At 56.8% G+C, this 21,793-nt stretch carries 22 protein-coding genes and 1 riboswitch; of the genes, 13 read left to right on the top strand and 9 right to left on the bottom strand.

Translation table 11 applies throughout. From position 1 onward, the window contains the following. Window positions 1–411 precede the first annotated feature (411 nt). On the top strand, window positions 412–2,001 hold the full coding sequence (gene purH, locus ABLV08_RS23715; protein ID WP_045367993.1) for a bifunctional phosphoribosylaminoimidazolecarboxamide formyltransferase/IMP cyclohydrolase: 1,590 nt from the start codon (window positions 412–414) through the stop codon (window positions 1,999–2,001). A 15-nt stretch (window positions 2,002–2,016) separates the two neighbouring features. Continuing rightward, window positions 2,017–3,312 carry a phosphoribosylamine--glycine ligase gene (gene purD, locus ABLV08_RS23710; protein WP_015368805.1) on the top strand — a complete coding sequence of 432 codons (1,296 nt, stop codon included), beginning with the start codon at window positions 2,017–2,019 and terminating at the stop codon, window positions 3,310–3,312. Here purD and zraR read toward each other — a convergent pair. Together zraR and zraS are read right to left on the bottom strand one after the other, a co-directional pair. Then, entirely contained in the window at window positions 3,302–4,633 is a 1,332-nt protein-coding gene (gene zraR / locus ABLV08_RS23705) for a sigma-54-dependent response regulator transcription factor ZraR (protein WP_015368806.1), read from the bottom strand. The genes purD and zraR overlap by 11 nt on opposite strands. Next, the gene (zraS, locus tag ABLV08_RS23700) at window positions 4,620–6,005 is read right to left on the bottom strand and encodes a two-component system sensor histidine kinase ZraS (RefSeq protein WP_045389873.1); all 1,386 of its coding nucleotides are present in this window, start codon (window positions 6,003–6,005) and stop codon (window positions 4,620–4,622) included. The genes zraR and zraS overlap by 14 nt, the downstream gene beginning before the upstream one ends. A 260-nt stretch (window positions 6,006–6,265) precedes the next feature. Between zraS and zraP the strand changes: the two genes are divergently transcribed. Next, a complete protein-coding gene (gene zraP / locus ABLV08_RS23695) occupies window positions 6,266–6,703 on the top strand; it encodes a zinc resistance sensor/chaperone ZraP (RefSeq protein WP_047057409.1) in 438 nt (145 codons plus the stop codon). A 3-nt stretch (window positions 6,704–6,706) separates the two neighbouring features. Here zraP and ABLV08_RS23690 read toward each other — a convergent pair whose 3' ends face one another. The 6 genes from ABLV08_RS23690 to nudC all read right to left on the bottom strand — a co-directional run bounded on the left by ABLV08_RS23690 (window position 6,707) and on the right by nudC (window position 11,066). After that, window positions 6,707–7,399 carry a DUF1481 domain-containing protein gene (locus ABLV08_RS23690; RefSeq protein WP_032706796.1) on the bottom strand — a complete coding sequence of 231 codons (693 nt, stop codon included), beginning with the start codon at window positions 7,397–7,399 and terminating at the stop codon, window positions 6,707–6,709. Window positions 7,400–7,411: 12 nt separating this feature from the next. Then, complete coding sequence (gene hupA, locus ABLV08_RS23685) at window positions 7,412–7,684, bottom strand: nucleoid-associated protein HU-alpha (protein ID WP_002884342.1); 273 nt, start codon at window positions 7,682–7,684, stop codon at window positions 7,412–7,414. 186 nt (window positions 7,685–7,870) lie between these two features. Then, window positions 7,871–8,461 carry a YjaG family protein gene (locus ABLV08_RS23680; RefSeq protein ID WP_063410992.1) on the bottom strand — a complete coding sequence of 197 codons (591 nt, stop codon included), beginning with the start codon at window positions 8,459–8,461 and terminating at the stop codon, window positions 7,871–7,873. 42 nt (window positions 8,462–8,503) lie between these two features. Then, window positions 8,504–9,175: a deoxyribonuclease V gene (nfi, locus tag ABLV08_RS23675; protein WP_045413593.1), complete on the bottom strand. Its 672-nt coding sequence runs from the start codon at window positions 9,173–9,175 to the stop codon at window positions 8,504–8,506. Between the two features lie 12 nt (window positions 9,176–9,187). Continuing rightward, entirely contained in the window at window positions 9,188–10,252 is a 1,065-nt protein-coding gene (gene hemE, locus ABLV08_RS23670) for a uroporphyrinogen decarboxylase (protein WP_032713823.1), read from the bottom strand. 40 nt (window positions 10,253–10,292) lie between these two features. Continuing rightward, on the bottom strand, window positions 10,293–11,066 hold the full coding sequence (gene nudC, locus ABLV08_RS23665; protein WP_020079899.1) for an NAD(+) diphosphatase: 774 nt from the start codon (window positions 11,064–11,066) through the stop codon (window positions 10,293–10,295). Between the two features lie 90 nt (window positions 11,067–11,156). Here nudC and ABLV08_RS23660 point away from each other — a divergent pair, with 90 nt between their 5' ends. The 10 genes from ABLV08_RS23660 to ABLV08_RS23615 all read left to right on the top strand — a co-directional run bounded on the left by ABLV08_RS23660 (window position 11,157) and on the right by ABLV08_RS23615 (window position 20,126). Then, window positions 11,157–11,654 carry an Rsd/AlgQ family anti-sigma factor gene (locus ABLV08_RS23660; protein ID WP_047067104.1) on the top strand — a complete coding sequence of 166 codons (498 nt, stop codon included), beginning with the start codon at window positions 11,157–11,159 and terminating at the stop codon, window positions 11,652–11,654. A 52-nt stretch (window positions 11,655–11,706) separates the two neighbouring features. Beyond that, window positions 11,707–11,831: riboswitch (TPP riboswitch) on the top strand. A gap of 89 nt (window positions 11,832–11,920) precedes the next feature. Continuing rightward, window positions 11,921–13,816, top strand: a complete 1,896-nt coding sequence (gene thiC, locus ABLV08_RS23655) for a phosphomethylpyrimidine synthase ThiC (protein ID WP_348856316.1) — start codon at window positions 11,921–11,923, stop codon at window positions 13,814–13,816. Further along, window positions 13,816–14,451, top strand: a complete 636-nt coding sequence (thiE, locus tag ABLV08_RS23650) for a thiamine phosphate synthase (RefSeq protein ID WP_045413580.1) — start codon at window positions 13,816–13,818, stop codon at window positions 14,449–14,451. Before thiC ends, thiE begins: the two co-directional genes overlap by 1 nt. Continuing rightward, window positions 14,444–15,199 carry a HesA/MoeB/ThiF family protein gene (locus ABLV08_RS23645; RefSeq protein ID WP_045380671.1) on the top strand — a complete coding sequence of 252 codons (756 nt, stop codon included), beginning with the start codon at window positions 14,444–14,446 and terminating at the stop codon, window positions 15,197–15,199. Before thiE ends, ABLV08_RS23645 begins: the two co-directional genes overlap by 8 nt. After that, window positions 15,183–15,383 carry a sulfur carrier protein ThiS gene (gene thiS, locus ABLV08_RS23640; protein WP_015704010.1) on the top strand — a complete coding sequence of 67 codons (201 nt, stop codon included), beginning with the start codon at window positions 15,183–15,185 and terminating at the stop codon, window positions 15,381–15,383. Before ABLV08_RS23645 ends, thiS begins: the two co-directional genes overlap by 17 nt. Before the next feature lies 1 nt (window position 15,384). Beyond that, window positions 15,385–16,155 (top strand): thiazole synthase, encoded by a 771-nt coding sequence (thiG, locus tag ABLV08_RS23635; RefSeq protein ID WP_149271610.1) that lies wholly within the window; start codon window positions 15,385–15,387, stop codon window positions 16,153–16,155. Continuing rightward, complete coding sequence (gene thiH / locus ABLV08_RS23630) at window positions 16,152–17,285, top strand: 2-iminoacetate synthase ThiH (protein WP_032709581.1); 1,134 nt, start codon at window positions 16,152–16,154, stop codon at window positions 17,283–17,285. Before thiG ends, thiH begins: the two co-directional genes overlap by 4 nt. 506 nt (window positions 17,286–17,791) lie before the next feature. Beyond that, window positions 17,792–19,324 (top strand): sensor domain-containing diguanylate cyclase, encoded by a 1,533-nt coding sequence (locus tag ABLV08_RS23625; protein ID WP_032709579.1) that lies wholly within the window; start codon window positions 17,792–17,794, stop codon window positions 19,322–19,324. Between the two features lie 175 nt (window positions 19,325–19,499). Continuing rightward, window positions 19,500–19,805, top strand: a complete 306-nt coding sequence (locus ABLV08_RS23620; RefSeq protein WP_015704006.1) for a PTS sugar transporter subunit IIB — start codon at window positions 19,500–19,502, stop codon at window positions 19,803–19,805. A 3-nt stretch (window positions 19,806–19,808) separates the two neighbouring features. Next, complete coding sequence (locus ABLV08_RS23615) at window positions 19,809–20,126, top strand: PTS lactose/cellobiose transporter subunit IIA (protein WP_015704005.1); 318 nt, start codon at window positions 19,809–19,811, stop codon at window positions 20,124–20,126. 42 nt (window positions 20,127–20,168) lie between these two features. Here ABLV08_RS23615 and dcuB read toward each other — a convergent pair whose 3' ends face one another. Continuing rightward, window positions 20,169–21,509 (bottom strand): anaerobic C4-dicarboxylate transporter DcuB, encoded by a 1,341-nt coding sequence (gene dcuB, locus ABLV08_RS23610; protein WP_015368823.1) that lies wholly within the window; start codon window positions 21,507–21,509, stop codon window positions 20,169–20,171. Window positions 21,510–21,793 lie beyond the last annotated feature (284 nt).

Raw genomic sequence — 21,793 nt, 5'->3', positions numbered from 1 at the left:
TTTCAGAATTTTTCTCTTCAACCGAACCGGCTGTTTGTGTGAAGTGATTCACATCCGCCGTGTCGATGGAGGCGCATTATAGGGAGTTCTCGAACGCCTGCAATAGAAAAATTGCAGAAAAATGACTGACTGCTGCATTCCCCAGCAAAACCCCGCTTTATACCCTTTTACACACAGAATTATCCACAGGAGCATGGCAAAAGAGGGCTCAAACCCCGGTACATCCACTGCCATATAAGGAGAGAATCATCGGCTGAAAGAGAAAGATAAAAATTCGCGAGCGTTGCGCAAACGTTTTCGTTACAATGCCGCGCTATGACACGGATGCCCGGTTGGGTGCGTTAGGTGAGTTTTTAGGCAAAAACTCACCTAACGCTCTCTGTAATGTTCAAATCCTGGGGATTTAATACCATGCAACAACGTCGTCCAGTCCGCCGCGCTCTGCTCAGTGTTTCTGACAAGGCCGGTATCGTCGAATTCGCGCAGGCGCTTTCCGCTCGTGGTGTAGAGCTGCTGTCCACCGGCGGCACCGCTCGCCTGCTGGCAGATAAAGGCCTGCCGGTTACCGAAGTCTCTGACTACACCGGTTTCCCGGAAATGATGGATGGACGCGTGAAGACCCTGCATCCGAAAGTACACGGCGGCATCCTCGGTCGTCGCGGTCAGGATGACGGTATCATGCAGCAACACGGTATCGCGCCTATCGATATGGTTGTCGTTAACCTTTATCCGTTTGCCCAGACCGTCGCTCGTGAAGGGTGTTCGCTGGAAGACGCGGTGGAAAACATCGATATCGGCGGCCCGACCATGGTGCGCTCTGCGGCGAAGAACCATAAAGACGTCGCCATCGTGGTTAAGAGCAGCGACTACGACGCCATCATTAATGAGATGGACGCCAACGAAGGTTCCCTCACGCTGGACACCCGCTTCGACCTCGCCATTAAAGCCTTCGAACACACCGCTGCTTACGACAGCATGATCGCTAACTACTTCGGTAGCATGGTTCCGGCCTATCACGGCGAAAGCAAAGAAGCCGCTGGCCGCTTCCCGCGTACCCTGAATCTGAACTTCATTAAGAAGCAGGATATGCGCTACGGCGAAAACAGCCACCAGCAGGCTGCCTTCTATATAGAAGAGAATGTAAAAGAAGCCTCCGTGGCTACCGCCACCCAGCTGCAGGGCAAAGCGCTCTCCTATAACAATATTGCCGATACCGATGCGGCGCTGGAGTGCGTGAAAGAGTTTAACGAGCCGGCCTGCGTTATCGTTAAGCATGCCAACCCGTGCGGCGTTGCCGTCAGCAACTCGATCCTCGACGCCTACGATCGCGCATACAAAACCGACCCAACCTCCGCGTTCGGCGGCATCATCGCCTTTAACCGCGAGCTGGATGCTGAAACCGCGCAGGCGATCATCTCTCGCCAGTTCGTCGAAGTGATCATCGCGCCATCCGCTAGCGAAGAAGCGCTGAAAATCACCGCCGCTAAGCAGAACGTCCGCGTACTGGTCTGCGGCCAGTGGGATGCTCGCGTCGCGGGTCTCGATTTCAAACGTGTCAATGGCGGCTTGCTGGTTCAGGACCGCGATCTCGGTATGGTCACCGCGGGCGAACTGCGCGTGGTTAGCAAACGTCAGCCGAGCGAGCAAGAGCTGCGCGATGCGCTGTTCTGCTGGAAAGTAGCGAAATTCGTCAAATCCAACGCCATCGTTTATGCCAAAGATAATATGACCATCGGTATAGGCGCCGGTCAGATGAGCCGCGTCTACTCAGCGAAAATTGCCGGGATTAAAGCCGGTGACGAAGGTCTGGAAGTGAAAGGTTCCGCCATGGCCTCTGACGCTTTCTTCCCGTTCCGCGATGGTATTGATGCCGCAGCCGCGGTAGGCATCACCTGCGTTATCCAACCGGGCGGTTCTATCCGCGACGAAGAAGTGATTGCCGCCGCGGACGAACATGGTATCGCCATGATCTTCACCGACATGCGCCACTTCCGCCATTAATTCACGGAGCAGCAGATGAAAGTATTAGTAATCGGCAACGGCGGGCGCGAGCACGCGCTGGCCTGGAAAGCGGCCCAGTCGCCGCTGGTTGATACCGTCTATGTCGCGCCGGGCAATGCGGGTACCGCGCTGGAGCCGGCGCTGCAAAACGTCGCCATCGGCGTCACCGATATTCCGGCCCTGCTACGCTTCGCGCAGGATGAGAAAATCGATCTGACGATCGTGGGTCCGGAAGCGCCACTGGTCATTGGCGTAGTAGACGCATTCCGTGCCGCAGGGCTCGCCATCTTCGGGCCAACCGAAGGCGCCGCGCAGCTAGAAGGTTCAAAAGCCTTCACCAAAGATTTCCTCGCTCGTCATCATATCCCGACGGCGGAATACCAGAACTTCACCGAAGTTGAGCCTGCGCTGGCTTATCTGCGGGAGAAAGGCGCACCGATCGTCATCAAAGCCGACGGTCTGGCGGCAGGTAAAGGCGTTATCGTGGCGATGACCCTTGAGGAAGCCGAAGCGGCGGTCAAAGATATGCTGGCCGGTAACGCCTTTGGCGATGCAGGCCACCGCATCGTGATTGAAGAGTTCCTAGATGGCGAAGAAGCCAGCTTTATTGTCATGGTCGACGGCGAGCACGTCCTGCCGATGGCCACCAGCCAGGATCACAAGCGCGTCGGCAACGGCGATACCGGCCCGAACACCGGCGGTATGGGCGCTTACTCCCCGGCGCCGGTGGTTACTGATGAAGTCCATCAGCGCACCATGGAGCGGATTATCTGGCCAACCGTTAAAGGTATGGCCGCTGAAGGTAACACCTATACCGGTTTCCTGTATGCCGGTCTGATGATCGACAAGCAGGGCAATCCGAAGGTTATTGAGTTCAACTGTCGCTTTGGCGATCCGGAAACCCAGCCGATCATGCTGCGCATGAAATCCGATCTGGTAGAGCTGTGCCTCGCCGCCTGCGCGGGCAAGCTGGACGAGAAAACTTCCGAGTGGGATAACCGCGCTTCGCTGGGCGTCGTGGTTGCCGCCGGTGGCTATCCGGGCAGCTACAACACGGGCGATGAGATCCACGGCCTGCCGCAGCAGGAAGCCGCAGACGGTAAAGTCTTCCATGCCGGCACCAAACTGGCAGACGACCAGCGCGTGGTCACCAACGGCGGGCGCGTGCTGTGCGTGACCGCGCTGGGTGACACCGTGGCTCAGGCGCAGCAGCGCGCCTATGAACTGCTGACCGATATTCACTGGGACGGCAGCTTTAGCCGTAACGATATCGGCTGGCGCGCCATCGCGCGTGAGAAAACTAACGGCTGAGTTTTGCCAGAAGCGTTTTACGCGTAATGCCTAACTGACGGGCGGCTTCAGTTTTGTTGCCGCCCGTTTTTTCCAGCGCCGAGAGAATGACTTCTTTTTCAACTTCCACTAACGGCTGAATCAGCGCCTCATCGTTGCCAGTGACCGGCAGCGGCGCGCCCGCTATCGCCAACGGCAGTTCACGCTCGGAAATGTAGTCTCCGGTCAGCAGTACCACCGCCCGCTCCACCGCATTTTCCAGTTCGCGGATATTCCCCGGCCAGTCGTAGTGAATCAACAGGTCCATCGCCTGCGGCGTAAATCCCTGCACCGTTTTGCGATTGCGTTCGGCGTAGCGCTTAAGAAAATGCTGCGCCAGTTGCGGAATATCTTCACGCCGCTGACGCAGCGGCGGCATATCAATAGTTACGACATTCAGGCGGTAATAGAGATCCTGGCGAAAACGCCCGGCGCTCACCTCCTCCGCCAGATTACGATGGGTGGCGGCGATTAGCCGCACATCGACAGAAAGCGTCTGATTACTGCCCACGCGCTGCACTTCGCGTTCCTGAATCGCCCGCAGCAGACGCACCTGCATCAGCGGCGAGATATCGCCAATTTCATCAAGGAACAGCGTGCCGCCATCCGCCTCGACAAAACGCCCTTCCCGCCGCCGTTCCGCGCCGGTAAAAGCTCCTTTTTCATGGCCGAACAGCTCGGATTCCAGCAGCGACTCATTGAGCGCTGCGCAGTTTAGCGTCACCAGCGGCTTGTCGCGGCGCTCGCTGCAGGCGTGGATGGCGCGCGCCACCAGTTCTTTACCGGTTCCCGATTCGCCGCAGATCAGCACCGTCGCGTCCGAGGGCGCCACCAGCGTAATATTGTTGATAAGCGCCTGCATTGCCGGGCTTTCGCCAATCATGCCCCATCGTAAATCTGACGAGGCGCTGAGATCGCTCTCGCTCTGCCGGGTGTGCGCCAGCGCCTGAACCAGCGTCTGCTGTAGGGTGTCAAAATCCAGTGGCTTGATCAGATAATCCAGCGCGCCGGACTTAATAGCCTCAACCGCCGTGCCGACGCTGGAGAATGCCGTCATGATTAATACCGGAATCGCCGGGTTATAGGCTTTGATCTCTTTTAATGTCGCGATACCGTCCATCTCCGCCATGCGGATATCGCACAGCACCAGATCGAAGACCTGCTGATGGATCTGCTCCAGCGCCTGCAGGCCGTTGTGGGCTAACGCCACTTGATAGCCCCAGCCACGCAGTAGCGCCTGCAGAATCGTGCAGTGGCTGACGTCATCATCGACAACCAGAATCTGTACTTTATCGCTGCTCATCTTCCCTCCGTTGAGCATCTACTGGTAGCCAAAGCGTAAATATCGCTCCGGCTCCCGGCTGACTTTCGGCGCGGATCGTCCCGCCATGTTGTTCGATAATATTCTGTACCACCGCCAGCCCCAGCCCTGTGCCGTCCGCCTTGGTGGTGAAATAAGGAGTGAAGATGGCCTGCAGCTCTTCATCGCTCATCCCCTTACCGCTATCCTTGACGACAATTTTCACACGTTGCCGATCGGCTTCGCTTGCCGATACGTGAATGACGCCGTCGCGGCCAATAGCCTGCATCGCATTCAGATACAGATTCAACAGCACCTGGTTCAGACGGTCGGAGTCGGCTTTAATCGTGGTTAATTCAAGGCGCGGTGTAAATTGCAGTTCGATCCCGCGACTCTGCGCATCCTGGCTTACCAGCTGCAATGAGTGATGGATAAGCGCGTTAATATCGACCGGCTGGTAGTTTAAATGGGCAGGGCGAACCAGCTCCAGCAGTTCGCTGACGACCCGGTTCAGGCGGTCGGCCTCTTTCGCCATCACCAGCGCTAACTCCTGCGCCTCGCCGCCCGGCGGCGTACGCTCGGCAAAATACTTTGCCAGTCCTTTAATCGAAGAGAGCGGGTTGCGGATCTCATGCGCGACGCCAGCCGCCAGATGCCCAAGGGCCATCAGTTTTTCTTTGCGGGCCATCGCCTCCTGCAGCTGTTGGCGTGAACGACGGTAGCGGCGGAACCAGAACTGAGCGAGGATCGTCGCGACGATGACCAGCGCCGCGGCCACCAGCATGATCATCATGTTACGCAAGCCGCGAGCCTGCGCCGCATCCAGCTCGCGGCTATCAAAGGCGATAAAAATCACCTGTGGAACATTGGGCTGAGCCAGCGCGCTATTGCAGCGCTTCATCATTCCCATATGGTGACCACGAGCAGGGTTGAGCGGGCGGAACTGGCGATAAATCTCCAGCGCCGGTTGCGGCTCGGCAAGCCGGCGCCAGCGCTCCTGTTCGCCCACCTTGAGTTCACGCATTTGCGCAGGACTGTACAGCGAGGTATCCACCTGTTGCGGATCGCTGTGGGCGATAATCTTACCGTTTTCATCGGTCACCGCGAACCACAGCACACCGGGCTGCCAGGCCATCTCCTCCAGCAACGCCTGCAGCTGCGCGTGATGCATTCGCATTCCCATGCCGACACGCGTGCCGGACTCCAGGGCGCGGATCAGCACACTCCCCTTTTCTTCGATGTTTTGCCGGGCGGCGGCGGTCTCCCGACCATAATCGCGGACGATCATCGCGGAAAACAGGAGAACTAACAGGACGACCGTGCCGGTCAGTAACCAGCTCAGGGAGTCCCGGAAGCATGAAGTAATGCGCAGCATGGGCGGGTCCTTATCGTGTCCTTATTCGCTATCGGAAGGATCCATCAGCAGAAATCATGCCATTTTTCCATACCGTGAAACCTGTCCTCAGACATATCGCTGGTGATTTAGCGAGTAAAAATGACTCGCTGTCACCAGCCGCAACGGGTCATTTTTACTCGCCAGAGTCACGTTTGCCGCGGGCCGGCCGGTATTGACGCGCTTTTTCAGGCTGGCATGGAAGATGCAACACCGAGAGAAACCACACAGGAGATCACGCCATGAAACGGAAACCGACTTTATCCCTCATCTTCGCGGCGATTGCCGCACTGACCTTTGGCAGTCACACGGCCTGGGCTGGACATCACTGGGGCTACAATAACGGAATGGGCGCGCAGGGATACAGCCAGCTCACCCAGGAACAGCAAGCGACCGTGCAGAAGCTACATGACAATTACTATGCGCAAACCAGCGCCCTGCGCCAGCAGCTGCAGTCCAAACGCTACGAGTACAATGCGCTGCTCACCGCGCAGAAGCCGGAAAGCGGAAAAATTGAAGCCGTGGCGAAGGAAATGGAAACATTAAGCCAGCAGCTGGATCAGCAGCGGGTAAAATTTGATATCGCCCTGGCAGAAGCAGGCGTTCCTCGCGGCGCGGGTATGGGTTACGGCGGCTGCCGCGGTAATGGCGGTGGTCATATGGGCATGAACCACTGGTAAAACTCAGAACGATTTTTCGCTCGGCTGCCAGGTACAGAAGTTTTCGTTAGCCACCAGCAGCAGCTGAGCGCCTTCCGGTGCTTCCAGCCACGCCACGCTCACTTCTACGGAGGAGTGATTCTGGCGGCGTTCAATATGCGCTAATGCCCGCTCATCAAGGTCAGGCTTCACGGTCTGGCCTTCACAGGTAGTCACGGTACGATCGGCATGCCAGCGCCCCTGGCGTAAAACTACCCGTCCCTGACGCAATGCATCGCTGGTTTCACGGATTTGCTGTGCGCGGTAGCGGTACAGCGCAACCTGGTCGCTGGAAAGCTGCTGCTTCTGCCCGTCGACTTCCCGCTGCATAAAGCTCAGCTCGCCCTGGGCGTCAAAGCGGGCGCGAATATGTTCCGGCGGTTTACCGTATACATTGAGTTCAATAAGCGTTAGTTGGCCATCCTGCCAGCGGTACTCGCTGGTTGAGGTGTCGCCGCGGTGCCACGGACTAAAGGCGGCAAGCAGGTGCACTTCATCGCCGGCATCTTTGCGCCAGATACGCATCGCGCCCTGGTTATCGGCGTAGCCGCTGGCGGTGAAAGGAGGAAGTGAGGAATCGTGGCTGCAGGCAGTGAGCAATAGCGCGCCTGCCAGCGTCAGCGTGCGACGCCAGTTAGACAAAAGGGGCTTAAAAGCCCCTTCGTTAAAACTGGACACTGCCACGCGGTCTTACTTAACTGCGTCTTTCAGCGCTTTGCCAGAAACAAATGCTGGCACGTTAGCTGCAGCGATTTTGATTTCTTTACCGGTCTGCGGGTTGCGGCCAGTACGCTCAGCACGGTGGTTCACTTTGAAGGTACCGAAACCAACCAGTTGAACAGCATCACCTTCTTTCAGAGACTCGGTAATTGCAGCCAGGGTGGATTCCAGGGCAGCTTTTGCCTGTGCTTTAGACAGGTCAGCTTTGTCCGCAATTACATCAATCAGTTGAGTCTTGTTCATAAGTTATCCTTACAATGTGTTTATCGCTTGCTAAGCATCGAGTGCGACGGAAATGCCAGAAAAGCACTCTCCTGCATACACGCACCGATAGCCACTTTTTTTCGCCCCCCAAATGTAGACCAGACAGGGGGCGGAATGGAAGTCTTCAGACGCTACAATTCAGGCGGTAAATCACGTTTTGTGGTCTCATTGCTGAAAATTTATACCAATATTGCTCTCGCCATCCTCTCGCAGGTCTGCACGCAGCCCTTTAATCAGTTCAATATCGCGTTCTTCGCAGTCGGCCAACAGGCGGAAAATCTCCCACTGAATGTCCCATTCTTGTTCAACCGCCGGGTTGGCTCTGAGCTCTTCATCGGTCATTTCGCGACCTTCCTGAGTCATTTCCAGCATCGCGACGGTAGTAATGGAAGTCTTACTGACCTCGATAGCATGTTCCAGCGTTTCACCGCTCAGGCGTGAATGGATTAATTCGCTCAGCGCGACGCAGGCATCGATAGCCGGATAGACGCCGTACATGTCGTAGTCATCCGCGGACGGAATCGCCTCTTCCAGCTTTTCCAGCTGACTATCGAAATTCACCTTCGCATCTTTTACCGTCAGCGTTTCCCAGATCAGGTCAAGGATACGACGATATAACTGGCCGTCGCCAAACTCGGTTTGCTTGCAGAACATGGCGTAGTTGGGGTACATACGCTCGCACAGGCAGGCCATAAAGGTGACGTGCTGCCAGCTCTCCAGTTTCTCCAGGCGCAGGTGAATCGGGTTTTGTAACATGATGAATTCTCGAAGTCAGAAATTAGGCGCAGTGTACCTGAATCAGCCGTGATTTGCTTGCCAACGCACAAAGGAAGGCCGACGGGATGCCACGGCATCGGCCCAGCGCGTCGGCTCGGGTAGACGATAGCCTTGCATACAACGTTCCACCCACATTAACGCGCTATCCATACCCACGCGGTGGCCGGTACTGATAAACAGCGGGTTGCAGCGTGCTTTGCTGCGCCAGACCCAGGCCAGCTGATCGCCTTTGTCGATTAATGGCGCCAGCGCGCCGGGCTCGGCGCCAAGCGGTTCAAACTTGCCGCATAAACGTTTTTTCGCTACGCCAATCGTTGGCACATCAACCATCAGGCCAAAATGGCTGGCGACGCCAAGCCGCCGGGGATGTGAAATACCGTGCCCGTCGACGAACAACAGATCGGGCTTTTGCGATAACTGTTGCCACGCCGCCAGCAGCGCGGGGGTCTCGCGAAAGGAGAGGAAGCCGGGGATGTACGGCATCGTGGTGGCGACGCGCGCCACCTGATACTCCACCAGCTCAAGCCCCGGATAAGTTAGCAGCACCATCGCAGCGCGGGTAATTTCCCCCTCCTGCTCAAACCCCACATCGGCGCCGCCGATCAGCACCGGCGGGTCGCGATCCAATCGGTCCGCACGTTCTACCGACGCGGCTAAAGATTGCTGTTGGGTCCGTAGCGCAGCTAAATCCATCATGCTTATCTCCTATTGGTGATATTGCGCGGAGAGACGATGCACCGCCTCAACAAAGACTCCTGCATGCTGTGGGTCGACGTCCTGATGGATGCCGTGGCCAAGGTTAAAGACATGGCCTTCGCCCTGGCCGAAGCCGGCGAGAATGTGCGCCACTTCGTCTTCAATGCGGGCGGCAGGGGCATAAAGCATCGACGGGTCCATATTGCCCTGCAGCGCCACTTTGTGGCCTACGCGACGGCGAGCATCGGCAATATCGGTGGTCCAGTCGAGACCCAGCGCATCGCAGCCGGTCTCCGCCATCGCTTCCAGCCATTGTCCGCCGCCTTTGGTGAACAGCGTTACCGGTACGCGACGGCCTTCGTTTTCCCGCAGCAGGCCATCGACGATTTTATGCATGTAGTAGAGCGAGAACTGCTGATAGTCGCGGCCGGTCAACACGCCGCCCCAGGTGTCGAAAATCATCACCGACTGCGCGCCCGCTTTGATCTGCGCGTTCAGATACAGGGTGACGCTTTTCGCCAGCTTATCCAGCAGCGCGTGCAGCGCCTGCGGTTCGGCGTACATCATCTTTTTGATGACGGTAAAGGCTTTGCTGCTGCCGCCTTCGACCATATAGGTCGCCAGCGTCCACGGGCTGCCGGAAAAACCAATCAGCGGTACTTCGCCTTTCAGTTCACGGCGAATGGTGCGCACGGCGTTCATCACGTAGCCTAATTCTTGTTCCGGGTCCGGCACCGGCAGTTTGTCGACGTCGGCTTTGCATTTCACCGGCGAGGTGAAGCGCGGGCCTTCGCCAGCTTCAAAGTACAGCCCCAGCCCCATCGCATCCGGAATCGTCAGGATGTCCGAAAAGAGGATCGCCGCATCCAGCGGGTAACGGCGCAGCGGCTGTAGCGTTACTTCGCAGGCCAGCTCGGCATTTTTACACAGCGACATGAAATCGCCCGCTTGCGCGCGGGTGGCTTTGTATTCCGGGAGATAGCGGCCCGCCTGGCGCATCATCCACACCGGGGTGACATCAACCGGCTGGCGCAGCAGCGCGCGCAGGTAACGATCGTTTTTCAGTTCGGTCATTTTTACATTCCTTTAGCGTTGATGCGCCCAGTGTAACATGTCACTCGTACTCTGCCCGACACATCGCCACCGTATCTTCGATCAGGCGTCGCGCCACCGTGCCCGGCGGCGGCAGTAGCGGCAAATCGTCATAGCGATACCACTCTGCGCTCAGCAGCTCTTTCTTATCCACGACAATATCGCCGCTATCGTATTCAGCCATAAAGGCGGTCATCAATGATTGCGGGAAGGGCCACGGCTGGGAGGTCACATAGCGCAGGTTTTTCACCTTAATACCGCTCTCTTCCATCACTTCGCGGGCGACCGCCTGCTCAAGGGTTTCACCCACTTCGACAAACCCGGCCAACACCGTATGGACACCATTACGATGGCGGGTATGCTGCGCCAGCAGAATTGAATCATCGCGACGAATGGCGACGATAATGCAGGGGGCAATTTGCGGATAATAGCGCTCGCGGCAGTGGCCGCACAGCATCGCCCACTCGGTTTTACTGACATGCATCGGGTGGCCGCAGTAGCCGCAGAATTTATGCGATCGATAAAACTCGGCCAACTGGATCCCGCGCCCAGCCAGTTGGAAAAGCCCAGGATCCTGATCCAATACCTGGCGCAGCGATCCCATATCACGGCGACGATCCTGACGCACCAGCCACACCGCTTCGCCTTGCCACTCGCCGAGATGTAGCGCGCGTTCACCGACAAGATCAAAATTTACCGCTTCGCCATGTGGTAATTCCCCTGCGGGAAGCCATAATTTTTGTTCGTGACTGACGATCCACCAGCCGCGATCTAATTTTTCAATAATACGATCCATATCTATTGCGCTACCTTCGTTTTACTGGCACTTTTAACATTATATTTACATTTGCTGAGCAACGTTATTTTTAATCTTGCGGAGTCAATCATGTTAAACCAGCTGGAAAACCTGACGGAACGTGTTGGAGGCAATAACAAACTGGTCGATCGCTGGCTGCTTGTGCGTAAGCATTTGCTCGTGGCTTACTACAACCTGGTTGGCCTGAAACCCGGCAAAGAGTCCTTTATGCGGCTTAATGAAAAGGCGCTGGATGACTTTTGCCAAAGCCTGGTGGATTACCTCTCATCCGGTCATTTTAATATTTATGAACGTATTATCGGAGAAATGGAAGGGAGTACCCCTCTTTTAGCCGCCACCAAAATCTACCCGCAGCTGGAAGCCAATACCCAGCAGATGATGGACTATTACGATACCTGCCTCGAAAACGCCATCGATCATGATAACTATCTCGAATTTCAGCAGGCGCTGTCAGATATCGGCGAATCGCTGGAGGCGCGCTTCGCGCTTGAGGACAAGCTGCTGGCGCTGGTCGTCGCTCACGATCGGAAAGACAACGTTGGCGACAATATCGCGCCGACCGCTTGAGTTGTGAACCGTTAACGAGTAATTTACATACATTATCCCTCTGCGGAGGGATTTCATCTTGTCGGAGTGCCTATTTTCCACGCGAACGTTGAAGTGGAAAAGGCTGAGACCGTTTATTCGGGATCCGCGGAACCTGATCAGGCTAATACCTGCGAAGGGAACAAGAGTAAACTGCTGGTCGCACCTGCCCGTTACGGGCTGGTCGCATCTGTTACTCCATCCGTCGTCTGACAAGCCATCTCCTTTTTTTGTAACTGGAATGCGCTATGTCTACTACCAAACTGAACCGCCGGGAACAACGCGAACACGCGCAGCGATTCATTGATACGCTGGAAGGTACCGCTTTTCCTAATTCTCGCCGCATTTACATTCAAGGCTCACAGGCTGATATCCGTGTCCCGATGCGTGAAATTCAGCTCAGCCCGACGCTCATCGGCGGTGATAAAGATAACCCCCAGTACGAAGCCAACGAACCGATACCGGTGTACGACACCTCCGGGCCATACGGCGACCCGGAGATCAACATCGATGTCCGCCAGGGGCTGGCAAAACTACGCCAACCGTGGATCGACGCGCGTAACGACTGCGCACCGCTCAGCGAACGCAGCTCGGCTTACACTAAAGCGCGGCTGGCCGACGATGGCCTTGATGAACTGCGCTTCGGCGGCCTGCTGACGCCTAAACGCGCCGTCGCTGGCAAATGCGTGACGCAACTACACTATGCCCGCCAGGGGATCGTCACCCCGGAGATGGAATTCATCGCCATTCGCGAAAACATGGGTCGCGAGCGTATCCGCAGCGAGGTGCTGCGCCAGCAGCATGCCGGAGAAAGCTTTGGCGCCCGCCTGCCGGACAACATTACCGCCGAATTCGTCCGCGATGAAGTCGCTGCCGGGCGAGCCATCATCCCGGCCAATATCAACCACCCGGAATCCGAGCCGATGATTATCGGCCGCAACTTCCTGGTGAAAGTGAATGCCAATATCGGCAACTCGGCGGTGACCTCTTCCATCGAAGAAGAGGTCGAGAAGCTGGTCTGGTCAACCCGCTGGGGCGCCGATACGGTAATGGACCTCTCTACTGGCCGCTATATCCACGAGACCCGCGAATGGATCCTGCGCAACAGCCCGGTGCCGATTGGTACCGTCCCGATTTACCAGGCGCTGGAGAAGGTCAACGGCATTGCCGAGAACCTGACCTGGGAAGCCTTCCGCGATACCCTGCTGGAACAGGCCGAACAGGGCGTCGACTACTTCACGATTCACGCTGGTGTGCTGCTGCGCTACGTGCCGATGACCGCGAAGCGGCTGACCGGGATCGTCTCACGCGGCGGTTCCATCATGGCCAAGTGGTGCCTGTCGCATCATCAGGAAAACTTCCTCTACCAGCACTTCCGAGAAATCTGTGAAATCTGCGCCGCCTATGACGTGTCGCTGTCCCTCGGCGATGGTCTGCGCCCCGGCTCGATTCAGGATGCCAACGACGAGGCGCAGTTCGCCGAGCTGCATACGCTGGGCGAGCTGACTAAAATCGCCTGGGAGTATGACGTTCAGGTGATGATTGAAGGCCCCGGCCACGTGCCGATGCAGATGATTCGCCGCAATATGACCGAAGAGCTGGAGCACTGCCACGAAGCGCCGTTCTACACGCTGGGGCCGCTCACCACCGACATCGCGCCGGGCTATGATCATTTCACTTCCGGTATCGGCGCGGCAATGATTGGCTGGTTTGGCTGCGCCATGCTGTGCTACGTCACGCCAAAAGAACATCTCGGCTTGCCCAACAAAGAGGATGTAAAACAGGGGCTGATTACCTACAAAATCGCCGCCCACGCCGCCGACCTCGCTAAAGGCCACCCCGGGGCGCAGATCCGCGACAACGCGATGTCAAAAGCACGTTTCGAATTCCGCTGGGAAGACCAGTTCAACCTCGCGCTCGATCCCTTTACCGCGCGGGCCTATCACGATGAAACCTTACCGCAGGAATCCGGCAAGGTCGCCCACTTCTGCTCCATGTGCGGACCGAAATTCTGTTCGATGAAGATCACGCAAGAGGTCCGCGACTACGCCGCAAAGCAAAATATCGAAGCCGGCATGGCCGATATGTCGAATAACTTCCGCGCCCGCGGCGGTGAAATCTACCTGAAAAAGGAAAATGCCTGATGTACCAGCCTGACTTTCCGCCCGTACCGTTTCGTCTCGGGCTTTATCCGGTTGTCGATAGCGTGGCGTGGATTGAGCGCCTGCTGGAAGCCGGCGTACGCACTATTCAATTGCGGATCAAGGACCAGCGCGACAGCGACGTAGAGGATGATGTTATCGCCGCCATCGCGCTTGGCCGCCGCTATCGCGCGCGTCTGTTTATCAATGATTACTGGCAACTGGCGATTAAGCACCGGGCGTATGGCGTACATCTGGGTCAAGAGGACCTGGAAACCACCGACCTGAGCGCCATCCGTCAAGCCGGACTGCGCCTTGGCGTCTCCACTCACGACGACATGGAAATTGACGTCGCGCTGGCGGCGCGCCCTTCCTATATCGCACTGGGACACGTCTTCCCGACACAAACCAAACAGATGCCTTCGGCGCCGCAGGGCCTCGAACAGCTTGCCGGGCATATTCAGCGGCTGGCCGATTATCCGACGGTAGCGATAGGCGGCATCAGTCTGGAAAAAGCACCGGGCGTACTGGCGACCGGCGTTGGCAGCATCGCGGTCGTCAGCGCCATTACCCAGGCTGCTGACTGGCGGAGCGCCACTGCACAACTGTTAGCGCTGGCGGGAGCAGGCGATGAATGATCACGATTTCATGCGCTATAGCCGCCAGTTGCTGCTGGAAGATATCGCCATTGAGGGGCAGCAGAAACTGTTAGCCAGCCGGGCGCTGATTATTGGCCTGGGCGGCTTAGGTTCGCCGGCGGCGCTATATCTGGCGGGGGCCGGCGTCGGGACGCTGACGCTGGCCGATGACGACGCGGTGCATCTCAGCAACCTGCAGCGGCAAATTCTGTTCACCAGTGACGATATCGACCAGCCGAAAGCCGCGGCGGCAAAGACGCGTCTCAACCAACTCAATCCGCAAATTCGCCTCGTCGCGCTACAGCAGCGTTTAAGCGGCGAGGCGCTGCGCGCTGAAGTGGCGAAAGCCGACGTGGTGCTGGACTGTACCGATAACATGATCGCCCGCCAGGCGATTAACGCGGCCTGCGTAGCCCTTGAGACGCCGCTGGTGACCGCCAGCGCCGTCGGCTTCGGCGGCCAGTTGATGGTGCTGACGCCGCCCTGGGCGCAGGGCTGCTATCGCTGCCTGTGGCCGGACACCGCCGAACCGCAACGTAACTGCCGCACCGCGGGGATCGTCGGTCCGGTCGTCGGCATGATGGGGACGCTGCAGGCGCTGGAGGCCATAAAGCTCCTTAGCGGCATGGCGACGCCGCGCAACACGCTACGGCTGTTTGACGCCCGCACCAGCAACTGGCGCAACCTTACGTTGCAAAAGGCCCAGGGCTGCCCGGTATGCGGAGGCCATGATGCAAGTCTGGTTTAACGACGAACCGCTGGAGTGCGCGGACAACCTCAGCGTAAGCGCCCTGCTTAGCCAGCTGGAGCAGCTCCAGCCGGGCGTTGCGCTGGCGCTCAATCAACACATCCTGCCACGCGAACGGTGGGAAGATCATCTCTTGCAGGAAGGCGATCGGGTCCTGCTTTTTCAGGTTATCGCCGGAGGCTGACATGTTACGTATTGCTGATAAGACATTTGAATCCCACCTTTTTACCGGAACCGGCAAATTCGCCGCGCCGGAGGTGATGGTTGAGGCGATTCGCGCCTCGGGAAGCCAGCTGGTGACGCTGGCGATGAAGCGCGTCGATTTACGCCAGCATAATGACGCGATTCTCGCGCCGCTGCTGGCGGCGGGCGTTAACCTGCTGCCGAATACCTCAGGCGCCAAGACGGCGGAAGAAGCGGTATTTGCCGCCCGCCTGGCGCGGGAAGCCTTAGGCACCCACTGGTTGAAACTGGAGATCCACCCGGACGCCCGCTGGCTGCTGCCTGACCCCATTGAAACCCTGAAGGCGGCGGAACTGCTGGTGCGCGAAGGATTTGTCGTCCTGCCCTATTGCGGCGCCGACCCGGTCCTGTGCAAACGGCTGGAAGAGGCTGGCTGCGCGGCGGTGATGCCGTTGGGCGCACCGATAGGCTCCAACCAGGGGCTGGAAACCAAAGCCATGCTGGAGATTATTATCGAACAGGCGACGGTACCGGTGGTGGTTGATGCCGGGATCGGCGTACCGAGCCACGCGGCGCAGGCGCTGGAGATGGGCGCTGATGCGGTGCTGGTCAATACCGCCATTGCCGTCGCCGACGATCCTGTCGCCATGGCTCGCGCCTTCCGCATGGCGGTCGATGCCGGATTGCTGGCGCGTCAGGCCGGACCGGGAACGCGCAGTACTCAGGCGCAGGCCACCAGCCCGCTGACCGGCTTTCTGGAGGCGCTGGCATGAAAACTTTTAGCGATCGCTGGCGGCAGCTGGAGTGGGATGACATCCGCCTGCGCATCAACAGCAAAACCGCCGCCGACGTCGAACGAGCGCTGGCGGCAAAGCAGCTCACCCGCGATGACATGATGGCTCTGCTCTCTCCTGCCGCGGCCGATTACCTTGAACCGCTGGCCCAGCGCGCTCAGCGCCTCACCCGGCAGCGCTTCGGCAACACCGTCAGCTTTTACGTACCGTTGTATTTGTCCAACCTGTGCGCCAACGACTGTACCTACTGCGGCTTCTCAATGAGTAATCGCATTAAGCGCAAGACGCTGGATGAAGCAGAGATTGCCCGCGAATGCGCCGCAATCCGCAATTTAGGCTTTGAGCATTTGTTACTGGTCACCGGCGAACATCAGAGTAAGGTCGGAATGGATTATTTCCGCCAGCATCTGCCATCCATCCGCCGCCAGTTTGCCTCGCTGCATATGGAAGTGCAGCCGCTGGCGACCGAAGAGTATGCCGAACTAAAAACGCTGGGGCTTGATGGGGTGATGGTCTACCAGGAGACCTACCATGAAGGCATGTATGCCCAGCACCACTTGAAAGGTAAAAAGCAGGATTTCTTCTGGCGCCTTGATACGCCGGATCGCCTGGGCGAAGCGGGGATCGACAAGATCGGCCTCGGCGCGCTCATTGGTCTTTCCGACAGCTGGCGGGTGGACTGCTTTATGGTCGCCGAACATCTGCTGTGGCTACAGCAGCACTACTGGCGCAGCCGTTACTCTATCTCCTTCCCGCGTTTACGCCCTTGTGCCGGAGGGATTGCGCCAGCCTCGCTGATGGACGAACGTCAGCTGGTGCAAACCATTTGCGCCTTCCGCCTGCTGGCGCCGGAGGTTGAGCTGTCGCTCTCGACCCGTGAATCACCGTGGTTCCGCGACCGGGTGATCCCGCTGGCGATTAACAACGTCAGCGCGTTCTCCAAAACCCAGCCCGGCGGCTACGCCGACGATCATCCGGAGCTTGAGCAATTTGCGCCACACGACGATCGCCGCCCTGAAGAGGTCGCCAGCGCGCTGGCCGCCCGTGGCCTGCAGCCGGTATGGAAAGACTGGGATAGCTGGCTGGGACGCGCCTCGCAATCATCATGAAGCATGCTGCAAGCAGCTGATTATTTTGCGTGCCTGCACGAGAGATGAAAAACGGAGGCTCGCCGAACTGCCGCCGTTTTTCTATTCTGCCCTGGTCAGCAGCGGACGCTGACCAGGGCGAGCTTTTCTTTCCTCTCTTCGCCCTGCCTCTACCGTCCGCACTGCCGCAAACATATTGCTATCAAATATTAATCACGATGATGAGCGCACTCAGCGTTATAATTTAGCGATAGTTACCTGATTCGCTAAGCAGGCATGCTGGCTTAACCTGCGTCTAAACCCACAGTTTATACCCTAAATAATTCGAGTTGCAGGACAAAACGGCTAGCCGTTTTGAACAGCGCTTGCGCTGGCCCCGTAGGGGCGAGGCTGAAGGCCGAGTCACGCGGCGACGCAGCGAATCCCCAGAAGCTTACTTCAGTAAGTGACTGGGGTGAGCGAGGAAAGCCAACGCACATGCAACTTGAAGTATGACGGGTATATTGATTCTGGACGATTAACAACTCATGGCACGCCACAACAGAAAGCTCTCTTTTACTACGCCGATCGTAGTGGGGTTTGCGGGGATTTTGCTCAGTTTTTTACTGATCGCAATCTTTGTTACCGCGACGCAGAAGAAAAACTTTCTTGAAGATTATCACCATATTAACCGCAACTTTACCCATAACCTTGCGGTGAACTACACCGAATCGCTGCTGCGCGAAAATGACTACATTCTGGCGCGCGCGACGAAATACTTTGCCCGCGACGATGCGCTCAATAGCGCCGTAAATCTCAATCCGCAAAAGGGTCTGGACGATTTGATGCGTCTGCAGGAGCTGATGCCGACGGTCTCCTCCATTTCGCTTGCCGATACTCTTGGTCATTATCTGCGCGCCCCCGAAGTGATGGAAGGCGATGAGAGCCGCACGTTTGATCCAAAAACGCGCCCCTGGTTTATTCGCCAGGCGGAAGCCAGTACCTTCAGCCTCTATACCAGTCCCTATCTGGATTACTTCACCCACCACCCTACCGTTACCGTCTACCGGCCTGTCATTTCACCGCAGGGAAGGCTCAAAGGTAGTCTGGCATTTCATATGGATCTGACCTCAATGGGCTACGCGTTACGGCAGATTGTCTCGCCGGTACAGGGCGAGTTTTTTGTCGTGCAACGCGACGGCAAAGTGGTTATCCATCCCGATACCGGCGCGCTATTTAAAACCTACGTTAGCGCGGAACTGATGGACAAAATGACCAGCGCGGAAGGCCAACTTTATGATGAGGAACATAAGGCCTGGTACTACTACTATTCCTTTACCAACCCTGACTGGTTCGTTATTTTCCGCGTCACCGATGCCACCCTTGATGACCTGACGCGCTATGAAACCGATATTGTCGCCTGGGGATTCGCCCTCGCCGCCATTGTCATCGTCCTGTTCGGGCTATATCTGCGCCACGCTTCGCGTACCGTACTGATGAACATCATTAACGCCATTAAGACCGGCGACGTCAAACGCGCGCCGCGGCTGGAAGCCATGCTCAGCAAAGCGATCGAGAGCAATAAACAGCGTGAGCTCACCTATGTCCGCCAGGCCACCATCGATGCGCTAACCGGCTGCAAAAATCGCCGCGCCTTCGACAGCGATATCGCCGCCCTGATGAACGATCACCAGCCTTTCGCCCTCGCGTTGGTCGATATCGACAACTTCAAATCGATTAATGATACCTGGGGCCACCTCAATGGCGACATCGTGCTGCGCAACGTCGCGCGTGAAGGGATACAGATCCTGCAGCCGCAGGAGATCTCGCTTTACCGCTACGGCGGCGAAGAGTTTGCCGTTATCTTCCCTGCCGAACATATCGACAACGCGCTCACCATTCTGGAGAGCTGGCGCCTTAACGTTGCCAGCCGAACCTGGCGCGAAGAAGGATTAACCGTCACCTTTAGCGCCGGCCTCGGGGAATGGAATATGGAGCCGCTGGAAAAACTGGTCGTTAGCGTGGATGAAGCGTTGTATAAGGCCAAACAGCAGGGCAAGAATCGAATCGTTCGCGCCTGAGCACAACTCCCTGATAGCCCGCTTTTGCGGGCTTTTTTATCTCGGCCGCTGCAAAATTGAAACCGGTTTCATTTTTTGTGATGTTTTACACACAATCATGGTGAAGCGGTTGTGCCGCGCCGCCGCCCGCGATAAAGATGATGCATCAAGGAACATACATAAGGGCGATGAAACTATGAAGAATATCGTTTTATGCTGTGCCGCAGGAATGTCCACCAGCATGCTGGTGCAACGCATGAAAGAGGCCGCGCAAAAGAAAGGCATCGAAGTCTCGATCAAAGCTGTGCCGGTAGCGGAGTTCAAAGATAACCTGGCCGCGGCGGATATTATCCTGCTCGGCCCACAGGTGAAGTACGAGCAGGCGAAACTACAGGCGCTAGCCGACCCGGTCGGTAAAAAGGTCGCCGTTATTGACATGATGGATTACGGCATGATGAAAGGCGATGCCGTTCTGGATAAAGCCCTGAAGCTGATGGAGTAAGGCATGGAAGATTTAGAGACGATTATCATGGAGCTGCTGGTCAACGCCGGCTCCGCACGCAGTTCTGCCCTCACCGCCCTGCAGCAGGCGCGTAAAGGCGATTTTGCCGCCGCCGAACAGGCTATGGCCGACTCCCACGAATTCGTGAAGCATGCGCATAAAATCCAGACCCAGCTTATTGGCCTGGACGAAGGCAGCGGCAAGCTGCCGGTGAACCTGATTACCGTGCATTCCCAGGATCATCTAATGAACGCGATGGTGATTCAGGATTTAGCAACCGATATGATCGAACTGTATCGCCGCCTGCCGCCCGCACAATAATCCCGCTGATTTATCAGGCGCCGCCAGCGGCGCCTGTCTCACTTACAGAAAACCGTACATCGCCGCGAACACCCAGCCAAAGACGCAAGAAACGCTCACGCCGATTAATCCTGGCAGAATAAAGCTATGGTTTATGACGAAGCGGCCAATATGGGTCGTGCCTGAACGGTCAAACTGAATCGCCGCCAGATCGCTTGGGTAAGTCGGCAGGATGTAATAGCCGTAGCAGGCGGGCGCGGAAGCCACGATATAGGCCGGGTCAACGCCGATCGCCAGCGCTACCGGAACAATCGCCGCCAGCGCCGCCGCCTGAGAGTTGACGAACTTCGATACCAATAACAGCACGATAGCGTAGGCCCACGGGTACTCCTTCACCATCTCTCCGAGCACGCCTTTAATCTCGGTCATGTGCGCGCCAAACATGGTTTCCGCCATCCACGCGATACCATACACCGCGACGATAGCGATCATCCCCGAGCGGAAAACCTCATTTTTTGAAATCGACGCCGGGTTAGTTTTGGTAATGATGATGATAAGCGCCCCGGAGAGCAGCATGAACATCTGGATCACCAGTACCATTGAGAGAGGCTTACCATCGAACGCCGGGCGCAGTTCGGAAAACGCGCCAAGCAGCGCCACTACGGCGATTGAGGCAAGGAAGATCCACATCGCGATCCAGTTGCTGGTCGGCAGCTTTTTATCCAATAGCGTGGCCGTATCGCCATAAACATAATGACGGTTTTCCGGTACTGCAATAAACGCCTGGAAGGTCTCGTCTTTATCAAGGTCCTTACCGCGGAACCAGCTGAAGATGCCAATCGCCAAAATCCCCAGTAGCGTTGACGGAATGGTTATCGCCAGTAGATCGAGAAACTCAAGGTGCTTACCGTTAAAGGTAAAATTCCCGAGCATCGCCACCAGCGAGACCACCGCCACCGAAACCGGACTGGCAATGATCCCCATCTGAGCGCCAATCGAGCTCGCCGCCATCGGCCGCTCCGGGCGAATATTATTTTTGATAGCTACGTCGTAAATAATTGGCAGGATCGTATACACCACGTGGCCGGTACCGCACAGGATCGTCAGCGTACAGGTGACGAATGGCGCAACGATAGAAACGTATTTGGGGTTGCGCCGCAGGAGCTTCTCGGCAATCTGCAGCATCACGTCTAAACCGCCGGATGCCTGTAGCGTCGCCGAGGCGGCCACCACCGCGATAATCACCAGCATGACATCAACCGGCGGTTTTCCTGGTTTAAGATGAAAGACAAAAACTAAGATAACTAAGCCAATGCCGCCTAAAAGGCCGAGCGCAATGCCACCCTTTTTCGCGCCGTAGAACAGACAAATTAAGATAATGATGAGCTGTATAGCAAATTCCATGCATCCCCCAGAAGCTATCCATTAATAACGACAATACTCTCCGCCTTATTTTTATTTTGCTCACCACCTCCATTGCCTTTTAACAGGCGCAGTGACCCCCTCAGTTGCGGTAAACCGAAAAGGATGGGGAAAAGTAATCACATGATTCTTTGAGTGTTTTGACTATATAGAGTTTGCGGCGCCTATTTTTTGATACATGTAGAATTTTTATCCATCGATTAGTGATGGCATAAAGAAATAGCAAATAGATAATTATCAGACATGTTTAATTTGCTAATTAATTG

The sequence above is a fragment of the Klebsiella sp. CN_Kp088 genome, from assembly GCF_040064335.1.
Classification (GTDB): Bacteria; Pseudomonadota; Gammaproteobacteria; order Enterobacterales; family Enterobacteriaceae; genus Klebsiella; species Klebsiella aerogenes.
This window is presented reverse-complemented; position numbering and strand designations above follow the sequence as displayed.

What these genes read in the sequence shown, in the direction of transcription:
- dcuB (WP_015368823.1), bottom strand. Translation starts at nt 21,509, where the DNA reads ATGGAATTTGCTATACAGCTCATCATTATCTTAATTTGTCTGTTCTAC.
- zraS (WP_045389873.1), bottom strand. Translation starts at nt 6,005, where the DNA reads ATGCTGCGCATTACTTCATGCTTCCGGGACTCCCTGAGCTGGTTACTG.
- thiH (WP_032709581.1), top strand. Translation starts at nt 16,152, where the DNA reads ATGAAAACTTTTAGCGATCGCTGGCGGCAGCTGGAGTGGGATGACATC.
- hupA (WP_002884342.1), bottom strand. Translation starts at nt 7,684, where the DNA reads ATGAACAAGACTCAACTGATTGATGTAATTGCGGACAAAGCTGACCTG.
- zraR (WP_015368806.1), bottom strand. Translation starts at nt 4,633, where the DNA reads ATGAGCAGCGATAAAGTACAGATTCTGGTTGTCGATGATGACGTCAGC.
- ABLV08_RS23660 (WP_047067104.1), top strand. Translation starts at nt 11,157, where the DNA reads ATGTTAAACCAGCTGGAAAACCTGACGGAACGTGTTGGAGGCAATAAC.
- thiC (WP_348856316.1), top strand. Translation starts at nt 11,921, where the DNA reads ATGTCTACTACCAAACTGAACCGCCGGGAACAACGCGAACACGCGCAG.
- nudC (WP_020079899.1), bottom strand. Translation starts at nt 11,066, where the DNA reads ATGGATCGTATTATTGAAAAATTAGATCGCGGCTGGTGGATCGTCAGT.
- ABLV08_RS23625 (WP_032709579.1), top strand. Translation starts at nt 17,792, where the DNA reads ATGGCACGCCACAACAGAAAGCTCTCTTTTACTACGCCGATCGTAGTG.
- thiG (WP_149271610.1), top strand. Translation starts at nt 15,385, where the DNA reads ATGTTACGTATTGCTGATAAGACATTTGAATCCCACCTTTTTACCGGA.
- hemE (WP_032713823.1), bottom strand. Translation starts at nt 10,252, where the DNA reads ATGACCGAACTGAAAAACGATCGTTACCTGCGCGCGCTGCTGCGCCAG.
- thiE (WP_045413580.1), top strand. Translation starts at nt 13,816, where the DNA reads ATGTACCAGCCTGACTTTCCGCCCGTACCGTTTCGTCTCGGGCTTTAT.
- ABLV08_RS23645 (WP_045380671.1), top strand. Translation starts at nt 14,444, where the DNA reads ATGAATGATCACGATTTCATGCGCTATAGCCGCCAGTTGCTGCTGGAA.
- zraP (WP_047057409.1), top strand. Translation starts at nt 6,266, where the DNA reads ATGAAACGGAAACCGACTTTATCCCTCATCTTCGCGGCGATTGCCGCA.
- purD (WP_015368805.1), top strand. Translation starts at nt 2,017, where the DNA reads ATGAAAGTATTAGTAATCGGCAACGGCGGGCGCGAGCACGCGCTGGCC.
- thiS (WP_015704010.1), top strand. Translation starts at nt 15,183, where the DNA reads ATGCAAGTCTGGTTTAACGACGAACCGCTGGAGTGCGCGGACAACCTC.
- nfi (WP_045413593.1), bottom strand. Translation starts at nt 9,175, where the DNA reads ATGGATTTAGCTGCGCTACGGACCCAACAGCAATCTTTAGCCGCGTCG.
- ABLV08_RS23615 (WP_015704005.1), top strand. Translation starts at nt 19,809, where the DNA reads ATGGAAGATTTAGAGACGATTATCATGGAGCTGCTGGTCAACGCCGGC.
- ABLV08_RS23680 (WP_063410992.1), bottom strand. Translation starts at nt 8,461, where the DNA reads ATGTTACAAAACCCGATTCACCTGCGCCTGGAGAAACTGGAGAGCTGG.
- ABLV08_RS23620 (WP_015704006.1), top strand. Translation starts at nt 19,500, where the DNA reads ATGAAGAATATCGTTTTATGCTGTGCCGCAGGAATGTCCACCAGCATG.
- purH (WP_045367993.1), top strand. Translation starts at nt 412, where the DNA reads ATGCAACAACGTCGTCCAGTCCGCCGCGCTCTGCTCAGTGTTTCTGAC.